Origin of the sequence: Sulfuricystis thermophila (genome assembly GCF_004323595.1) — a bacterium.
Classification (GTDB): domain Bacteria; phylum Pseudomonadota; class Gammaproteobacteria; order Burkholderiales; family Rhodocyclaceae; genus Sulfuricystis; species Sulfuricystis thermophila.
On record NZ_AP019373.1, the window covers coordinates 91,636 to 106,875 of the forward strand.

Here is a 15,240-nt window from a genome sequence, read left to right on the forward strand (position 1 = left end):
TCGGCGCTGGCGGGACGGCAGGGGTGAGGCCACCCGTCAGCCGAGCGTGGTATCGAGCACCATCATCAGTGCAAAGCCGGCCATCAGCCCGATCGTCGCCGGCGTCTGATGGCCATTGCGGTGCGTTTCGGGAATCACTTCGTGCGAAACGACGAAGATCATTGCGCCGGCGGCGAGCCCCAGACCGATCGGATAGGCGATGGCATAACCGCCGGCGAGCCCGACGCCGATCAGGGCGCCGAGAGGCTCGAAGAGGCCGGTGAGGATCGCGACGGCGACCGCGCGGTGAGGTAAAAAGCCCGCGGCCCGCATCGCCAGTGCCACGGCGAGCCCTTCCGGAATGTCTTGCAACGCAATCGCAGCGGTAAGCGGCAATCCGGTCGCGATATCGCCGCGCGCGAAGCCGACGCCGATCGCCATGCCTTCGGGCAGGTTGTGTAACGCGATGGCGAAGACGAACAGCCAGACCCGGCTCACCTGCGCGTGCCCGGCGCCCCAGCTGCCGCTCTTGGCATGCTCGTGCGGCGTGAATTCGTCGAGCCCGAGCATCAACAGCACGCCGAGCGCCAGACCGAGCACGACAATCGCGGCGCCGATCGCCTTGTCATCGACGAGATCGGCGGCGGCGGCGAGACCGGGCAGCAGCAGCGAAAAACAGCTTGCCGCGAGCATCATCCCGGCGGCGAAGCCGAGCATCGAGTCTTCGAGTTTTTGAGGAATCGCACGCAGCGCAAAGGCCGGCAAGGCGCCCAGCGCCGTCGCCACAAAACCGGCCAGGCCTCCCAAGAGGCCGTAACGCAGGCCTAATGCGGCCCCATCGGCCGCGACGGCGAAGAGACTTTGCGCCAGCAAGCCGAGCACCGCCAGCGCGCCCAAGCCCATCCCCGTCGCCGCCCAAGGATGACGACGCGCATGGACGACGAGCAGTGCAGGCCAAGGTGCGGACAAAGAGAATCCCGAAGCGTTCATGTCGCCAATGTATTACCGAATCGACGCTCGAGCCAATTGAATCCGCCGACCGCAGGGATAGTGGCTGACTATGGGTCGGCCTGCGCTTTTAGTCCGGCACGAACTTCAGCACATTGCCGTTGATGCAGTAGCGCTTGCCGGTGGGCGGCGGGCCGTCGTCGAAGACGTGGCCGAGGTGAATGCCGGATGAGGCGCTCCGCACCTCGATGCGGCGCATGCCATGGGAGAGGTCGACGTGCTCGGTGAGCGCGCCGGGCAGGGGCGCAAAGAAACTCGGCCAGCCGGTGCCGCTATTGAATTTGGCGTCGCTCCGAAAGAGCGGCGCGCCGGTGATCGGATCGACGAAGGTGCCGGGACGCTTTTCATCGAGATGCGAGCCGGTGCCGGGATATTCGGTGCCCTGCTCGAAGGCGATGCGCTGCTGTTCGGGGGTCAGCAGATGAAAGCCGAGCCACTTCCAGAACCGTGGCTTGTCGCCGTTCCAGCCGGTGTAACGCGAAACCTCCTTGCCGTTTTCGAACAGCACGATGGTCGGCGTGGCGAACAGCGCCTTTTCCAGCGTCCAGCCGGCGGGTGGCTGCGGGCTCAGCGTGCGCGCGACGGGCACCTCGGACTGCCAGTGGTCGAGGATTTCGGCCTTGAACTGTTTGCAATACGGGCAATCCTCGGCTTCGAAGACGATCAGCTGACGCTTGAGATTGAGCGTTTTCGGATCGAGAGCCTTGAGCGGCGCGGCGGCCTTGCTCCCCAGTGGACCTGGATACTTGACCCCGGTGCCGCCGAGGCCGCAGTAGCCGTTCGGGTTCTTCTTCAGGTAGTCCTGGTGGTATTCCTCGGCGCGGAAATAGGTTTTGAGCGGGGCGATTTCCGTGGTGATGGTGCCGCGGCCAGCGGCCTGGAGCGCGGCCTGATAGACATCGCGGGTCTTTTTCGCGACGGCGAGCTGCGCGTCGTTCGTCGTGTAGATCGCACTGCGGTAGTTGCTGCCGATGTCGTTGCCCTGCCGGTCGCCCTGCGTCGGATCGTGGTTTTCCCAGAAGCGGGCGAGCACCGTCTCCAAGCTCACCTTCGCTGGGTCGAACGTGACCTTGACGACCTCGGCATGGTTGCGCTTTTTCGTCATGCCGAAACGCAATGCCCGCTCATGCGCGAGGATCGCCTCGTAACGGCCCTCGATCTCGCCATTGGCATAACCGCTCTCGACGTCGATGACGCCCGGCAGCTCGCTCATGCGTTTTTCCGCGCCCCAGAAGCAGCCCATTCCCAACACGATGGTTTCGGCGTTGGCAAGCGTCGTCATGATGATTGACCCCACGATGAAAAGTGCTTTGAACATGATGTGCATGCGTTCCCAACGAAATGGAACCGAACGGGCAAAATACCAGTCTTCCTGGTATCGATGACATCCAACCCCATTTAGACAATCATGCGTCCAAAGGTTCTCCTCCTGACGGCCGTGCTGGCGCTCTCTGCCAGCGCGGCAAGTCTCTCCGCCTGTGCCCGCGGCGAAAAGCCCGAACCTTGCGGCGTCGCGGGCGAGTGGCGCGTGCCGGGTGAGCGTGCCGCGCAGCCCGTCGCGTTCCCGGCACTGCTCGATCAGCTAGCGCGAGCGCAGGTGGTGCTGTTGGGCGAGGCGCACGACAGTGCCGAGGATCACCGCTGGCAGCTCCATACGCTCGCGCAGCTCTACAGCCGCCAGCCGAATATGGCGATCGGCTTCGAGATGTTCCCGCGCCGGCTACAGCCGGTGCTCGACGAGTGGGTGGCCGGGCGGCTCGCCGAGGACGAGTTCCTGCGCAAGGTGGAGTGGGAGAAGGTCTGGGGCTTCGACGCGCGCGACTATCTGCCGCTGTTTCACTTCGCGCGCATGAACCGCATCCCGATGCTGGCGGTCAACGTCGAGCGCAGCCTGATCGATGCCGTCGGCAAACAGGGCTGGGACAATGTCCCGGAAGCGCAGAAGGAAGGCGTCGGCCGGCCCGCGGCGCCGACGGAAGACTATCGCCAGGCGCTGCGTGCGGTGTTCGAGCATCATCCGGCGAAGGCGCGCGGCGAAGAGGCGTTTCCGCGCTTCGTCGAGAGTCAGACGCTCTGGGACCGCGCTATGGCGCAGGGCATGGCCGAGTATCTGGGCAAGCACCCCGGCGCGCTGGTGGTCGGCATCATGGGCGCCGGCCATGTGCGCAACGGTCATGGCGTCGTCCATCAGCTCAAGGCGCTGGGGGTGACGAAGAGCAGCATCCTGCTGACCTGGAACCGTGACAATGCCTGTGTGGCGCTGGGTAAAGGCTATGCCGATGCGCTGTATCTCGTCGAGGCGCCGAAAGAGAATGCGCCGCGGTTGGGCGTGGCGACCGAACAGGCCGGCGAGACGCTGCGCATCACCGAAGTGATGACGGGCAGCGTCGCCGAGGCCGCCGGCTTGAAGCGCGGCGATCTGATCGTCTCGATCGCCGGCCGGCCGGCGAAAAACTTCCTCACCCTGCGCACGCTGGTGCAGCGCCAGACCCCCGGCACCTGGCTGCCGCTGAAGATCCGCCGCGGCGACGAGGAAATGGAAGTCGTCGCGCGCTTTCCGTTGGGCTCCTGAAATGATCAGTGTCCAAGCCACTTGGCTCATGGTTCGCGGACGGGGGCGCCGTAAGGCTTGGGCGCGGGCCGCCCACAACTCGCTGCGCTCGGACAAGTGGGCGGCTTTTCCGCACCCTTCGCCAACGGCCGCCCGACGTCCGCTCACAAATCGCCTCGTGGCCTGGACACTGTCCTTCGCTCTGCTCGCCTTTCCTCTTTTCGCCTGGGCGCTGCCGCATCTCGAACTCGAGGTGTGGCTCGATCCGGCCACGCGTGCGTTCAACGCCCAGGCGACGCTGACCGAGCCGCAGGGCCTGACCGGCATGCGTCTTGGCCAGGGTTTCGAAATCACCGAACTCAAGCTCGATGGTCAGCCGGTCAAAAGTCGGCGCTGGCGGGACGGCACGCGCAAGGTCGAAATCCGCTATTGGGGCATGCTCGCGCCGATGCCGGCGCTCGACCACCGCCAGGTGCTGACCCTGCGCGAGGGTTACAGCGGGCTGGAAGGCAGCTTCCTGCCGGCGTCATCCGGCTGGTATCCCGATCCGGGCACGCTCTTCAGTCATCGCGTCACGCTCCATCTGCCCGCCGGGCAGAAAGGGCTGGTGCCGGGCACGCTCGTCGAGGAAAGCGATACGTCCGCCGGCTACCGTGCCGTGTTCGAGTTCCCGCACCCGGCCGACGCGCTCGAACTGATGGCCGGGCCATATCTCGTCAGCGAGCGCGCGCTCAAGCTCGCCGACCGCACGGTGCGCATCCGCACCTGGTTCCACCCGGAGCTGAAGGATTTCGCGCCGGGCTACCTCGACGACTCGGCGCGCTATCTCGAGCGTTACAGCAAGCAGATCGGCCCCTATCCGTTCGGCATGTTCAGCATCGTCTCGAGCCCGCTGCCCACCGGCTATGGCATGCCGACGCTCACCTATCTCGGCCGCGAGGTGATCCGTCTGCCCTTCATCCGCGCCACCTCGCTCGGCCACGAGGTGTTGCACAACTGGTGGGGCAACGGCGTCTATCCCGACTGGCAGCGCGGCAACTGGTCGGAGGGGCTGACCACCTTCCTGGCCGACTATGCCTACAAGGAAGACGAGGGTGCAGCCGCTGCGCTCGAGATGCGCATCGGCTGGCTGCGGGACTATGCCGCCGTGCCGCCGGAGGAGGATTTCGCGCTCAAGGATTTCACCGCGCGTCACCATGGCATCGCCTCGATCATCGGCTACGACAAGGCGGCGATGGTGTTTCTGATGCTGCGCGACCGGATCGGGCGCGAGGCCTTCGAGCGTGGCTTGCGGCTCTTTTGGCAGCGCCACCAGTTCAGGACCGCGGGCTGGCGCGATCTCGAAGCCGCGTTCACTGACGCCTCGGGGCAGCCCTTGCGGGATTTCTTCCGCACTTGGGTGGAGACGGCCGGCGCACCGCCGTTTACCGGCAGCGATCCGGATTTCCGCATCTGGCGACGCGTCGATCCCAAAGTGTTTCCACCGATCTTGCGCGAAGTGTTCGTGGCGCCCAAGGCCGGCGTCGTCATCACCGATCCGGCGCTGCGTGAGCCGGCGCAAGCACTGGCGCAACGCATCCTCGATGCGAGGCCGGTGTCGGTGAGCACGACGCCGACGACACAGGGCCCGCTGCTGATCGTCGGGCTTTCCGCGGAGATCGATGGCTGGCTCGCGCGCAACGGCTTGCCGGCCCGTCCCTTCCCGGCGCGCGGCTCGGCGCAGGTCTGGGCCGGGCGGGATGCGCAACAGCGCCCCTACGTCGTCATCGCGGCGCAGGATGCCAGCGCCTTGCTGGCGTTGCAGCGCGCGCTGCCGCACTACGGCAAACAAAGCTGGCTCGTCTTCGATGGACCGCGCGCGGCCGACAAGGGTATCTGGCCGCCGCGCCGGCAATGACGATGGCGAAGAAATTCCCCCTGCACCCGAAACATCCCGAGCGCATCTGCTGGGGCTGCGACAAATATTGTCCGGTCGAGGATCTCGCCTGCGGCAACGGCTCCGAACGCACACCGCATCCCGCCGAGCTGTTGGGCGACGATTGGTATCTCGTCGGCGACTGGGACTTCGATCTCGAGGGAATCGCAGCGGCCAAGTCGATCAAGCCCGGCGGGAAGCCGTGAGTACGCCGCCGATCAGCGCGAGCCAGGCGGCGAGATAGCACCAGCCGCCGTACGGCGTGAGCCAATGCACGGCATGCAGGCCGGCCATGCTGCGCAGATAGAGCGTGCCGGAGAACAGCACCGTGGCGACGATCATCAGCCCACCCGCGGCGGCGAACCAGCGCGAGGGCCAGTGGGCGGCGAGCAGGCCGACCGCCAGCAAGGCGAGCGAATGGAACTGGTGATACTGCATCGCCGTGTCGAACCATTGCTTGGCGGCGATGAGCTGCTCGCTTGGTGCGTGCGCGGCGATGGTGCCGAGGATGATCGAGGAGAGCGCCAGGAAGGCGGCGATGACGAGGAAGGTCTTGGCGGTAGCGTTCATGAGACAAAAGTCGGCGCTGGCGGGACGGCATGGAATGATACCCAAATGCCCCGCCGGCGCCTTATTACGGGTCAATGCAGATCGAAGCGGTCGGCGTTCATCACCTTGACCCAGGCGGCGATGAAGTCCTCGACGAACTTCTTCTTCGCGTCATCCTGCGCATAGACCTCGGCATAGGCGCGCAGGATCGAGTTCGAGCCGAACACCAGGTCGACGCGCGTGGCCGTCCATTTGAGCTTGCCGCTCTTCCGTTCGCGGATCTCGTAGAGATTGCTGCCGACCGGCTTCCACGTGTAAGCCATGTCGGTGAGATTCACGAAGAAGTCGTTGGTGAGCGCGCCGACCCGGTCGGTGAATACGCCATGCGGCGTGCCGCCGTGACTGGCGCCGAGCACGCGTAGTCCGCCGATCAGCACCGTCATCTCGGGCGCGGTGAGCCGCAGCAAGGAAGCCCGGTCGAGCAGTAGTTCTTCCGGAGTGACCGCGTAGTCTTTCTTGAGCCAGTTGCGAAAGCCGTCGGCCACCGGTTCGAGCACCGCGAAGGATGCGACGTCGGTCATCTCCTGCGTCGCATCGCCCCGACCTGGCGCAAACGGCACCGTGACCGCGAAGCCGGCCGCCTGGGCTGCCTGCTCGATAGCGACGTTGCCGCCAAGCACGATCACATCGGCGATGCTCGCGCCCGTTTCGGCGGCGATCTTTTCATAGACCGCCAACACTTTCGCCAGGCGAGCCGGCTCGTTGCCTTCCCAATCCTTCTGGGGTGCTAAACGGATACGCGCGCCGTTGGCCCCGCCGCGCTTGTCGGAGCCACGAAAAGTGCGCGCTGAATCCCAGGCGGTGGCGATCATTTCCTGGATCGAAAGATTGCTTGCGGCGATCTTCGCCTTGACGGCGGCGATGTCGTAGTCGCTACGGCCCGTTGGTACCGGGTCTTGCCAGATGAGATCTTCCTGCGGCACATCCGGTCCGAAGTAACGCGACTTCGGCCCCATGTCGCGGTGGGTGAGCTTGAACCAGGCACGCGCAAAGACCTCTTCGAAATAGGCTGGCTCACGATAGAAGCGCTCGGCGATCTGGCGATAGACCGGGTCGAACTTCATCGCCATGTCGGCGTCGGTCATCATTGGCAGCACGCGAATCGACGGGTCTTCGACATCGACGGGCATGTCCTCTTCCGCGATGTTGACCGGCACCCACTGCCAGGCGCCCGCCGGCGACTTCTTCAGCCACCAGTCGTGGTTGAGCAACATGTCGAAATAGCCCCCCTTGCCGGTGTTCCACTTCATCGGCTGGCTCGTCCAGGCGCCTTCGAGGCCGCTGGTCACCGTGTCACGACCGATGCCGCGGGTCTTGTGGTTCATCCAGCCCAGGCCCTGTTCCTCGATCTCCGCGCCTTCGGGTGCCGGACCGAGATTGGCGGCAGAGCCGTTGCCGTGTGCCTTGCCGACCGTGTGACCCCCAGCGGTGAGGGCGACGGTTTCCTCGTCGTTCATCGCCATGCGCGCGAAGGTGATACGCACCATCTCGGCAGTCTTCAAGGGGTCGGGCTTGCCATTGACACCTTCCGGGTTCACATAGATCAGGCCCATCTGCACTGCGGCGAGCGGGTTTTCCAGCGTGTCGGGCTGGTCGAGGTTGCCGTAGCGCTCGTCGCTGGGCGCCAGCCACTCGCGCTCCGCGCCCCAATAGATGTCTTTCTCCGGATGCCAGATGTCCTCGCGACCGAAGCTGAAACCGAAGGTCTTGAAGCCCATCGATTCGTAAGCCATCGTGCCGGCGAGCACGATCAGGTCGGCCCAGCTCACGCGGTTGCCGTATTTCTTCTTGATCGGCCACAGCAGGCGCCGCGCCTTGTCGAGGTTGGCGTTGTCGGGCCAGGAGTTCAGGGGCGCGAAACGCTGGTTGCCGGTGCCGGCGCCGCCGCGGCCGTCGGCGATGCGGTAGGTGCCCGCCGCGTGCCAGGCCATGCGGATCATCAGGCCACCGTAGTGACCCCAGTCGGCGGGCCACCAATCCTGACTTTGCGTCATCAGCGCCTTGAGGTCGTTTTTGAGCGCTGTGACGTCGAGCTTCTTCAGCTCCTCGCGATAGTCGAAATCCTTGCCCAGCGGGTTGGTCTTCGTATCGTGCTGGTGCAGGATGTCGAGGTTGAGGGCTTTGGGCCACCAGTCGTGCTGCTTGTCCGCCGTGGTTGCGCCGCCGTGGGCGAACGGGCATTTGCCTTGGGTGTTCATGTCTCTCTCCTTTCGTGGTCAGGTGGATGAGAATCACTCTCCACGATGAGAGACTACGGCCGGGCCTTCCTCATAACAATTGAATTGTCACTATCGGGTCGATAGCTGATGCTGCGCCAAAGTCGGCGCTGGTGGGACGGCACCTGCAGGGTATTCAGGCCCGGATCAACCGTCCGCAATGATGGTTGGCTTCGAGTGCGATGGGCACGATCCCTGGCAGGTCATTGACGATCGGCGTGCTGGCGAAGCTGTCGCGGCTGACGTTCAGAAACAGCGGATTGCTTTCGCGCTCCTCGCCGATGCTGCTGACGCGCCGGCCGTTTAGGCAATGACCGGGATAGACCAGCGTTTCGTCCGGGAAGGCGAACAGCCGTCGGACGACGCTGTCATACAAGGTGGCGGCATTGCTGCCCGGCTCGTCGGTGCGTCCGCAGCTGCCGATCAGCAGGCAATCGCCGGTAAACAGCCGGCCGCGCCAGTGGTAACTGACGCAACCGGGTGTGTGGCCCGGCGTGGCCAAGACTTCGAGCTCGATCGAGCCGCAGCGTAGGTGGTCGCCGTCGTGGAGCAGGCGATCCGCATCGGCGATGCCGGTATGGGCGCCGACGGCCACCCGCGCCCCGGTCCAGGCGCGCAGCGAATCCGCCGCGCTGATGTGGTCGGCATGCAGATGCGTTTCCAGCACCCATTCCAAGGTCAACGCCAGCTCGCCGAGCAGGCTCAGATAAAGCGGGGTCTGGCTGACGACGGGATCGATCACCAGCGCGCGTCCCGTCTCACCGCAACCGATGAGATAAGAATAAGCCCCGGTGGGCTCGTCGCGCAGCTGGCGAAAGTGGTCCATCTTCAGCCGAGGTCCTTGAGTGACTTGGCCCAGGCTTCCATCGCCTCGTTGGCCGGTTTCATCGGCGCTTCCATGAAGTTGATGATGAACTTGTCACCGCAGTCGACTAGCCCAATCGAGCGCGGCCGCACCGCCAGCACGTTCGGGTTGGGCAGCGCCAGGCCGAAGCAGAACACCAGATTCTTGGCGGCCTTGATCTCGGGGGCGATCTCGCCGCCGAGCTTTTGCGTGTGCGCATAGTGATCGAACTCGGCGATCCAGGCCACGCGGCTGTCGGCGGCGATCTTCTCTTTCAGCTTCGCGGCGATGTCATCGACCGATCGGCAGCTCGTCTCGTTCTTGCCCAGTTCGAGCACGAAGATGGGATATTTTTCCTGCAACATCATTTGTTTCATCGGTTTCTCCTTGGGGTGGATAGGGTTGATTTGAGGGTGTTACAAACTCACTTCGGCAATGGGCAGCGTTCGACTTCAGCGGCCCGCATCATCGCTGCCGTTCTGCTGTGCCTCGAACCACATGGCATTGAGAACGGCGAGCAGGACGGCCATGGTAAGGCCGAGAATCCAGGTGAAATACCACATAGCGGCTTTCCTTTCTCAGTAAGCGGAGCGTTCGTGGGACTTGATGAAGTCGGGTGTGATCTTGCCCGACATCACCTTGTAGGCCCAGCCCGTGTAAGCGATGATGATGGGGGTGAAGACCAATGCGGCCCAGAACATGATCTCCAACGTCAGCCGGCTCGACACGCAATCCCAAATCGTCAGGCTGGATCGAGGGTCGGATGAGGAGGGCATCACGAACGGGAACATCGCTACGCCGGCCGTGCCGATCACGCCGAGCTCGGCGATGGCGCTGAAGACGAAGGCAATCGCCGGCCGATCCTTCCAGGCCGAGAGCAGAGCGATCAGGCCGCCGACGAAAGCTGCGCCGGGTACCAGCCACAGCAGCGGCTGCTCGAGGAAGTTGGCGAGCCAGGCGCCGCGCTGTAGTTCGACCGTCTTGGCCAGCGGATTGGGCAGGGCATGCGGATCGACCACCGAGGTGATGGTGTAACCGTTCATGCCGGAGGAAACCCAGACGCCAGCGGCGGCGAAGGCCGCCAGTAGCAACACGCCGAAGAACAGGGATGCCTGCTTCGCCCGTGCATAGATCGCGCCCTCGGTGCGGATCATCAGGTAGTTCGCGCCGTGAAAGGTCAGCATCGCGAGACTCACCACGCCGGCGAGCAGTGCGAAAGGATTGAGCAGCGCCCAGAACGTGCCGGTATAAACCGGCATCAGGTTGTCCTCGAAATGAAATGGCACACCGAGCAGCAGGTTGCCGAAGGCCACGCCGAAGATCAGCGCCGGCACCGCGCCGCCGACGAACAGACCCCAGTCCCAGGCCGTGCGCCAGATCGGGTGATTGATCTTGGAGCGGTAATCGAAGCCGACCGGGCGGAAGAACAGCGCCCAGAGCACCGCGAGCATCGCCCAGTAGAAACCGGAGAAGGCGGTGGCATAGACCAGCGGCCAAGCGGCGAAGATCGCCCCGCCGCCGGTGATGAACCAGACTTGGTTGCCGTCCCAGTGCGGGCCGACCGTGTTGATGATCACGCGCCGCTCGATGTCGTCCTTGCCGACGAAAGGCAAGAGCGTACCGACACCCATGTCATGGCCGTCCATGATGGCGAAGCCCAGTAGCAACACACCGACGAGGAGCCACCAGATGATCTTCAGGGTTGCGTAGTCGAACATGTTCATGCTCCTTGAGTGGCAGTCGAGTAGGGGGGTTCACCCTCGTAACGACCCGTGCCGAGGCTGGCCGGGCCGAGGCGCGCATACTTGAACATCAAGTACATTTCGACGATCAGGAGCCCCGTGTAGAAGAACAGGAAACCGGCCAGCGAGCCATAGAGGCTGGCAGCGGAGATGGTCGAGGTGGACAGATGCGTGGGCAGCACGCCGTAGATGGTCCAGGGCTGGCGACCATACTCGGCGACGAACCACCCCACTTCCGAGGCGATCCACGGCATCGGGATCCACCAGACCGCCCATTTCAGCAGCCAGCGTTGATCCTGGAAGGTGTTTTTCGCTGCATGCCAGAAGGCCAGGGCAAACAACAGGGCGAAGGAGAAGCCGAGCGCGACCATGAGGCGGAAGCTCCAGAACATCGGCGCGACCTTCGGGATCGAATCGCGGGCTGCTTGCGCGATCATCTCGGGCGTCGCCGCGGTGACGTCTGGCGTGTATTTCTTCAGCAGCAGACCGAATCCGAGGTCGGCTTTGTGCGCTTCGAAAGTGGCGCGATTCTCAGGGGTATCTTCGCCACCACGCAGCTTTTCGAGGGCCTTCACGGCCACGATGCCGCGTTCGATGCGCGCCGCCGCCTGCTTTTCGAGATCGACGATGCCGGGCAGCTCGGTCTTGGCCGAGCGTGTGGCGATGAGTCCCAGCACATAGGGAATCTTCACTTCGGCGCGGTTTTCGCGCTTCTCGTCGTCGGGCAGCGCGAACAGCGTGAAGGGGGCCGGGGCGGCTTCCGTGTGCCACATACCTTCCATCGCCGCGAGTTTGGCCTGTTGATGTTCGGTGACGGCATAACCGGATTCGTCACCGAGCACGATCACCGACAGCGCCGAAGCGAAGCCGAAAGCGGCGGCGATGCGAAAGGAGCGTTTGGCAAATTCGACGTTTCTTCCCTTGAGCAGATACCAGGAGGAAATGCCAAGCACGAACAGGGCACCGGTCACGTAGCCGGCCGAGACGGTATGCACGAACTTCGCCTGCGCGGCCGGATTGAAGACGACATCCCAGAAGTTGGTCATCTCCATGCGCATCGTGACGTAGCTGAACTCCGCGCCGACGTGGTTTTGCATCCAGCCGTTGGCGATCAGGATCCACAAGGCGGAAAGATTCGAACCGATCGCGGTGAGATAGGTGATCAAGAGGTGCTGACGTTTCGAGAGCTTGTCCCAGCCGAAGAAAAACAGACCGATGAAAGTCGACTCGAGAAAGAAGGCCATCAAACCTTCGATGGCCAGCGGCGCACCGAAGATGTCACCGACGTAGTGCGAGTAATAGGCCCAGTTGGTGCCGAACTGGAATTCCATCGTGATGCCGGTGGTGACACCCAGCGCAAAGTTGATGCCGAACAGCTTGCCCCAAAACTTCGTCATGTCACGGTAGATTTCCTTGCCCGTCATTACATAGACCGTCTCCATGATGGCGAGCAGGAAAGAAAGACCGAGCGTGAGTGGTACGAATAAAAAGTGATACATCGCAGTGGCAGCGAACTGCAACCGCGAGAGGTCGACGACTTCTTGGGTGATCATGGTTGTCTCTCCGGAGCGGTGGGGTTGGGGGAGTAGCCAGGGCCAGGTGCGGTGAAACCCGGCGCTGACGGTATGGCACCGGCGGCAGCGGGTGCGATCAGCACAGCGGCGACTCGGTCGGGATCCATGCCCTCGGTCATCTTCGGCAGGACCGGCTGACTGAAAAAAGCCTTCCAGATACCGAAGAGCAACAGCAGTTTGAGCGCCAGCATGAGGGCGATCTCCCGCCCCAGCGGGCTGCGCGGTCGGCCTGCCGAGTCGCGGAAAGGGTTCAGTGTCCGCAGCCGCATGAATGACCTTCGTCATGGGCATGACCATGGTCGTCGTGGTCATGCGGTAGCGGTGGTTTCAGATTGCCGAGGAAGCAGGCGCGCACCGCGGTGAGTGGATCGGTTTCGCCGGTGCGCACCACCCGGATGCCCCGGCGAGCCATACGCATCACGAAGCCCTCGCCAGCCCCACCGGTGAGCAACAGGTCGACGCCGTCGAGCGGATGTTCCCGGCGATCGTCGAAACCATGCATCGCCATCTCGATCGGTAGGTCCAACCGCCCGATTTCGGCGATTCGATCCGGTCCGCTGGCTTCGAACAGAATGAAACGCCGCGCTTTCCCGGCGTGGCCGGTGATCGTGCGGAAATTCTGGCTGGTGACAGCGAAACGTGTCGGTTTTGTCATTTCTGTCATGTCGTTTCCTTTGTTCTGGCAGTTCGATGAGCGCGAAATGCCGTCAACTGATCGATGAGGATCGACTCCACAACCCTCAACGGCTCGACATTCGCAACTGCCCATATTCAAGAGCATTGCAGTCGAGTGCATCAAAAACCATGCCAGCACGACAGCGATGCCGTTTGTTTATAAGCCAATATTTATATTATGAAACACTTTCGGCTCTGGATCGTTGGTGTCAGTAATGACATGGCTCTCTGACAGGCTGTGTCAAATCAATCTTTGAAACCCCTGCGAAACGCCGCGAGCGGGATGGGATGCAAGGCGCACGGAGCGCAGCGACCGAGACATATCAAATAGATAGGCGAGGGAGCGAGCACCGCGCAACGCAGCAGACCGCCCGCACAGCCAGTTTCGCAGGGGTTTCTCTTTGGGAGGCCCGGTCCTTGCCTGCACGAAGGAGGCAGGAATCCTTCTTTATCTGTCCTTTGGACGATCGTCCGTCACGGTAAGATCGCAGGCTCGATGCCAGGCGAAGGAGCCGTCTCGTGAAGCCGCAAATCGTTCCCACCCAACGCGAGGTGATGTTTTCCACCGAGGAATTCATCGTCAGCAAGACCGACTTGAAAGGGCGCATCACCTACGCCAACCGGGTGTTCATGCGCGTCGCCGACTACCCCGAAGACCAGTTGCTCGGCGTGCAGCACAACATCGTGCGCCATCCCGACATGCCGCGCGGCGCTTTCAAGCATCTGTGGGACACGATCCAGACCGGCAAGGAATGGTTCGGCTTCGTCAAGAACATGACTTCGCACGGTGATTTCTACTGGGTGTTCGCCAATGTCACGCCCGATTACCAGGATGGCCGCATCGTTGGTTACTACTCGGTGCGCCGCCAGGCGCCGAAGAAGGCGATCGAGACGATCGCGCCGATCTATGCCGAAATGCTGCGCATCGAACGCGAAGCGGGACCGGCGCAGGCGTGTGAGGCTTCGCTTGCCTGGCTCACCCAACAGCTCGCCGCGAAGAAAGTGAGTTACGAGCGGCTGGTGCTCGATCTGTTCCATCAAGCCAACTGAGGGAGAAGGCAACATGGCGATCGATAAGCCGACGAGCAGCAGCAGTCACGGCATTCTCTTCGTCCGGCAACGGTTGGTCGCCGGTCTGACGGTGATCGTCCTCGTCGATACCGCGTTGGCAGTATGGCTCTATTGGCTGCAAGCTTTCCTGCCGCTGCTGGTATTGCCGCTGGTGACGGCCGTGCTGGCCTTCGGGCTGTTTCGCTGGGCCACCGGGCCGCTCGAAACCCTGCAGCGCATCAGCGAGGCGCTCGAAGCCGCCAAACGCGGCAACACCCATGTGCGCATCACTGGCACCAAGGGCCTGGGCGAGTTCGGCAAGATCGCCTGGCAGCTCAACGACTTCCTCGACATCGTCGAAGCCTATTTCAAGGACGTGACCACCTGTTTCGCTCGCGCCGCCGAGGGCGATTTCGAACGCCAGGCTTTCAAGGAGGGGATGCCCGGCATGCTCGCCGAGTCGATGGCGGGCATCAACAAGGCGCTGGCGGCCATGCGCGCGGCCGCCGAGTTCTCCAACCGCAACCGCTTGATGAGCGAGCTGCATCAGTTGAACAGCGGCAGCCTGCTGAAGAACCTCGTCGGCAACCAGAGCGATCTGGTCGAGGTCGGCAAGGCGATGGACGGTGTCGTCGTGCTGGCCAGGGAAAACGAGCGCGGCGCGATCGACAGTCAGGGCGCAGTGCGTGAAATCACGTCTGGATTCGCGGCGATGCGCGACCAGATGAATGAAACGGGCCAGACCGCGCAGGCGCTCGGCGAAGCGACCCATACCATCCAGCAGACCGTGCGGCTGATTTCCGAGATCGCCGAACAGACCAACCTCTTGGCGCTCAATGCGGCGATCGAGGCCGCACGGGCCGGCGAGATGGGGCGCGGCTTCGCGGTGGTGGCCGATGAAGTGCGCAAACTCGCCGAACGCACGCGGATCGCCACCCAGGAAATCGGCAAGATCATCGCGACCTTGTCGGAACGCGTCGACGCCATGGTTTCCCAGACCAACGCGCTCGGCGATCAGGTGCAATCGATTGGTGGTCGGGTAGCCGGTTTTGCCAGCCAGTTCGATGCGGTGGCGGC

15 protein-coding genes and 1 pseudogene are annotated in these 15,240 nt (G+C 63.4%); 5 read left to right on the forward strand and 11 right to left on the reverse strand.

Annotation, left to right across the window (positions count from 1 at the left end):
* Positions 1-36: 36 nt before the first annotated feature.
* The gene (locus M52SOB_RS00550) at positions 37-969 is read right to left on the reverse strand and encodes a ZIP family metal transporter (protein ID WP_131109869.1); all 933 of its coding nucleotides are present in this window, start codon (positions 967-969) and stop codon (positions 37-39) included.
* Positions 970-1,057: 88 nt separating this feature from the next.
* On the reverse strand, positions 1,058-2,269 hold the full coding sequence (gene msrA, locus M52SOB_RS00555) for a peptide-methionine (S)-S-oxide reductase MsrA (protein ID WP_284155129.1): 1,212 nt from the start codon (positions 2,267-2,269) through the stop codon (positions 1,058-1,060).
* Positions 2,270-2,395: 126 nt separating this feature from the next.
* Between msrA and M52SOB_RS00560 the strand changes: the two genes are divergently transcribed.
* The 3 genes from M52SOB_RS00560 to M52SOB_RS00570 all read left to right on the forward strand — a co-directional run bounded on the left by M52SOB_RS00560 (position 2,396) and on the right by M52SOB_RS00570 (position 5,659).
* Positions 2,396-3,559, forward strand: a complete 1,164-nt coding sequence (locus M52SOB_RS00560; RefSeq protein ID WP_131109872.1) for a ChaN family lipoprotein — start codon at positions 2,396-2,398, stop codon at positions 3,557-3,559.
* Between the two features lie 157 nt (positions 3,560-3,716).
* Positions 3,717-5,435 carry a M1 family metallopeptidase gene (locus M52SOB_RS00565; protein ID WP_131109874.1) on the forward strand — a complete coding sequence of 573 codons (1,719 nt, stop codon included), beginning with the start codon at positions 3,717-3,719 and terminating at the stop codon, positions 5,433-5,435.
* A 2-nt stretch (positions 5,436-5,437) separates the two neighbouring features.
* The gene (locus M52SOB_RS00570) at positions 5,438-5,659 is read left to right on the forward strand and encodes a DUF3079 domain-containing protein (protein ID WP_131109876.1); all 222 of its coding nucleotides are present in this window, start codon (positions 5,438-5,440) and stop codon (positions 5,657-5,659) included.
* On the opposite strand, the gene M52SOB_RS00575 is transcribed toward M52SOB_RS00570, so the two are convergent.
* The 9 genes from M52SOB_RS00575 to M52SOB_RS00615 all read right to left on the reverse strand — a co-directional run bounded on the left by M52SOB_RS00575 (position 5,637) and on the right by M52SOB_RS00615 (position 13,102).
* Entirely contained in the window at positions 5,637-6,023 is a 387-nt protein-coding gene (locus M52SOB_RS00575; protein WP_131109878.1) for a DUF423 domain-containing protein, read from the reverse strand. The two genes, M52SOB_RS00570 and M52SOB_RS00575, sit on opposite strands and share 23 nt — an antisense overlap.
* 71 nt (positions 6,024-6,094) lie before the next feature.
* The gene (gene katG / locus M52SOB_RS00580; RefSeq protein WP_131109880.1) at positions 6,095-8,260 is read right to left on the reverse strand and encodes a catalase/peroxidase HPI; all 2,166 of its coding nucleotides are present in this window, start codon (positions 8,258-8,260) and stop codon (positions 6,095-6,097) included.
* 154 nt (positions 8,261-8,414) lie between these two features.
* Entirely contained in the window at positions 8,415-9,104 is a 690-nt protein-coding gene (locus M52SOB_RS00585) for an MBL fold metallo-hydrolase (protein WP_131109882.1), read from the reverse strand.
* Between the two features lie 2 nt (positions 9,105-9,106).
* Entirely contained in the window at positions 9,107-9,499 is a 393-nt protein-coding gene (locus tag M52SOB_RS00590) for a DUF6858 family protein (protein ID WP_131109884.1), read from the reverse strand.
* Positions 9,500-9,574: 75 nt separating this feature from the next.
* Entirely contained in the window at positions 9,575-9,685 is a 111-nt protein-coding gene (cydX, locus tag M52SOB_RS00595; RefSeq protein ID WP_131109886.1) for a cytochrome bd-I oxidase subunit CydX, read from the reverse strand.
* A 15-nt stretch (positions 9,686-9,700) separates the two neighbouring features.
* Positions 9,701-10,840 (reverse strand): cytochrome d ubiquinol oxidase subunit II, encoded by a 1,140-nt coding sequence (gene cydB / locus M52SOB_RS00600; RefSeq protein ID WP_131109887.1) that lies wholly within the window; start codon positions 10,838-10,840, stop codon positions 9,701-9,703.
* Positions 10,841-10,842: 2 nt separating this feature from the next.
* A complete protein-coding gene (locus tag M52SOB_RS00605; protein WP_131109889.1) occupies positions 10,843-12,417 on the reverse strand; it encodes a cytochrome ubiquinol oxidase subunit I in 1,575 nt (524 codons plus the stop codon).
* Entirely contained in the window at positions 12,414-12,707 is a 294-nt protein-coding gene (cydP, locus tag M52SOB_RS00610; protein WP_145963892.1) for a cytochrome oxidase putative small subunit CydP, read from the reverse strand. Before cydP ends, M52SOB_RS00605 begins: the two co-directional genes overlap by 4 nt.
* The gene (locus M52SOB_RS00615; RefSeq protein WP_284155130.1) at positions 12,689-13,102 is read right to left on the reverse strand and encodes a NifB/NifX family molybdenum-iron cluster-binding protein; all 414 of its coding nucleotides are present in this window, start codon (positions 13,100-13,102) and stop codon (positions 12,689-12,691) included. The genes cydP and M52SOB_RS00615 overlap by 19 nt, the downstream gene beginning before the upstream one ends.
* A 530-nt stretch (positions 13,103-13,632) precedes the next feature.
* On the opposite strand from M52SOB_RS00615, the gene M52SOB_RS00620 reads away from it, so the two are divergent.
* Both M52SOB_RS00620 and M52SOB_RS14080 read left to right on the forward strand, forming a co-directional pair.
* On the forward strand, positions 13,633-14,163 hold the full coding sequence (locus M52SOB_RS00620) for a PAS domain-containing protein (protein ID WP_131109892.1): 531 nt from the start codon (positions 13,633-13,635) through the stop codon (positions 14,161-14,163).
* Positions 14,164-14,887: 724 nt separating this feature from the next.
* Positions 14,888-15,196, forward strand: a pseudogene (locus M52SOB_RS14080) (methyl-accepting chemotaxis protein); the annotation flags it as partial.
* Positions 15,197-15,240: the final 44 nt, after the last annotated feature.

What these genes read in the sequence shown, in the direction of transcription:
- cydP (WP_145963892.1), bottom strand. Translation starts at nt 12,707, where the DNA reads ATGCGGCTGCGGACACTGAACCCTTTCCGCGACTCGGCAGGCCGACCG.
- M52SOB_RS00615 (WP_284155130.1), bottom strand. Translation starts at nt 13,102, where the DNA reads ATGACAGAAATGACAAAACCGACACGTTTCGCTGTCACCAGCCAGAAT.
- cydB (WP_131109887.1), bottom strand. Translation starts at nt 10,840, where the DNA reads ATGTTCGACTACGCAACCCTGAAGATCATCTGGTGGCTCCTCGTCGGT.
- M52SOB_RS00570 (WP_131109876.1), top strand. Translation starts at nt 5,438, where the DNA reads ATGGCGAAGAAATTCCCCCTGCACCCGAAACATCCCGAGCGCATCTGC.
- cydX (WP_131109886.1), bottom strand. Translation starts at nt 9,685, where the DNA reads ATGTGGTATTTCACCTGGATTCTCGGCCTTACCATGGCCGTCCTGCTC.
- M52SOB_RS00550 (WP_131109869.1), bottom strand. Translation starts at nt 969, where the DNA reads ATGAACGCTTCGGGATTCTCTTTGTCCGCACCTTGGCCTGCACTGCTC.
- M52SOB_RS00605 (WP_131109889.1), bottom strand. Translation starts at nt 12,417, where the DNA reads ATGATCACCCAAGAAGTCGTCGACCTCTCGCGGTTGCAGTTCGCTGCC.
- msrA (WP_284155129.1), bottom strand. Translation starts at nt 2,269, where the DNA reads ATGACGACGCTTGCCAACGCCGAAACCATCGTGTTGGGAATGGGCTGC.
- katG (WP_131109880.1), bottom strand. Translation starts at nt 8,260, where the DNA reads ATGAACACCCAAGGCAAATGCCCGTTCGCCCACGGCGGCGCAACCACG.
- M52SOB_RS00585 (WP_131109882.1), bottom strand. Translation starts at nt 9,104, where the DNA reads ATGGACCACTTTCGCCAGCTGCGCGACGAGCCCACCGGGGCTTATTCT.
- M52SOB_RS00575 (WP_131109878.1), bottom strand. Translation starts at nt 6,023, where the DNA reads ATGAACGCTACCGCCAAGACCTTCCTCGTCATCGCCGCCTTCCTGGCG.
- M52SOB_RS00560 (WP_131109872.1), top strand. Translation starts at nt 2,396, where the DNA reads ATGCGTCCAAAGGTTCTCCTCCTGACGGCCGTGCTGGCGCTCTCTGCC.
- M52SOB_RS00590 (WP_131109884.1), bottom strand. Translation starts at nt 9,499, where the DNA reads ATGAAACAAATGATGTTGCAGGAAAAATATCCCATCTTCGTGCTCGAA.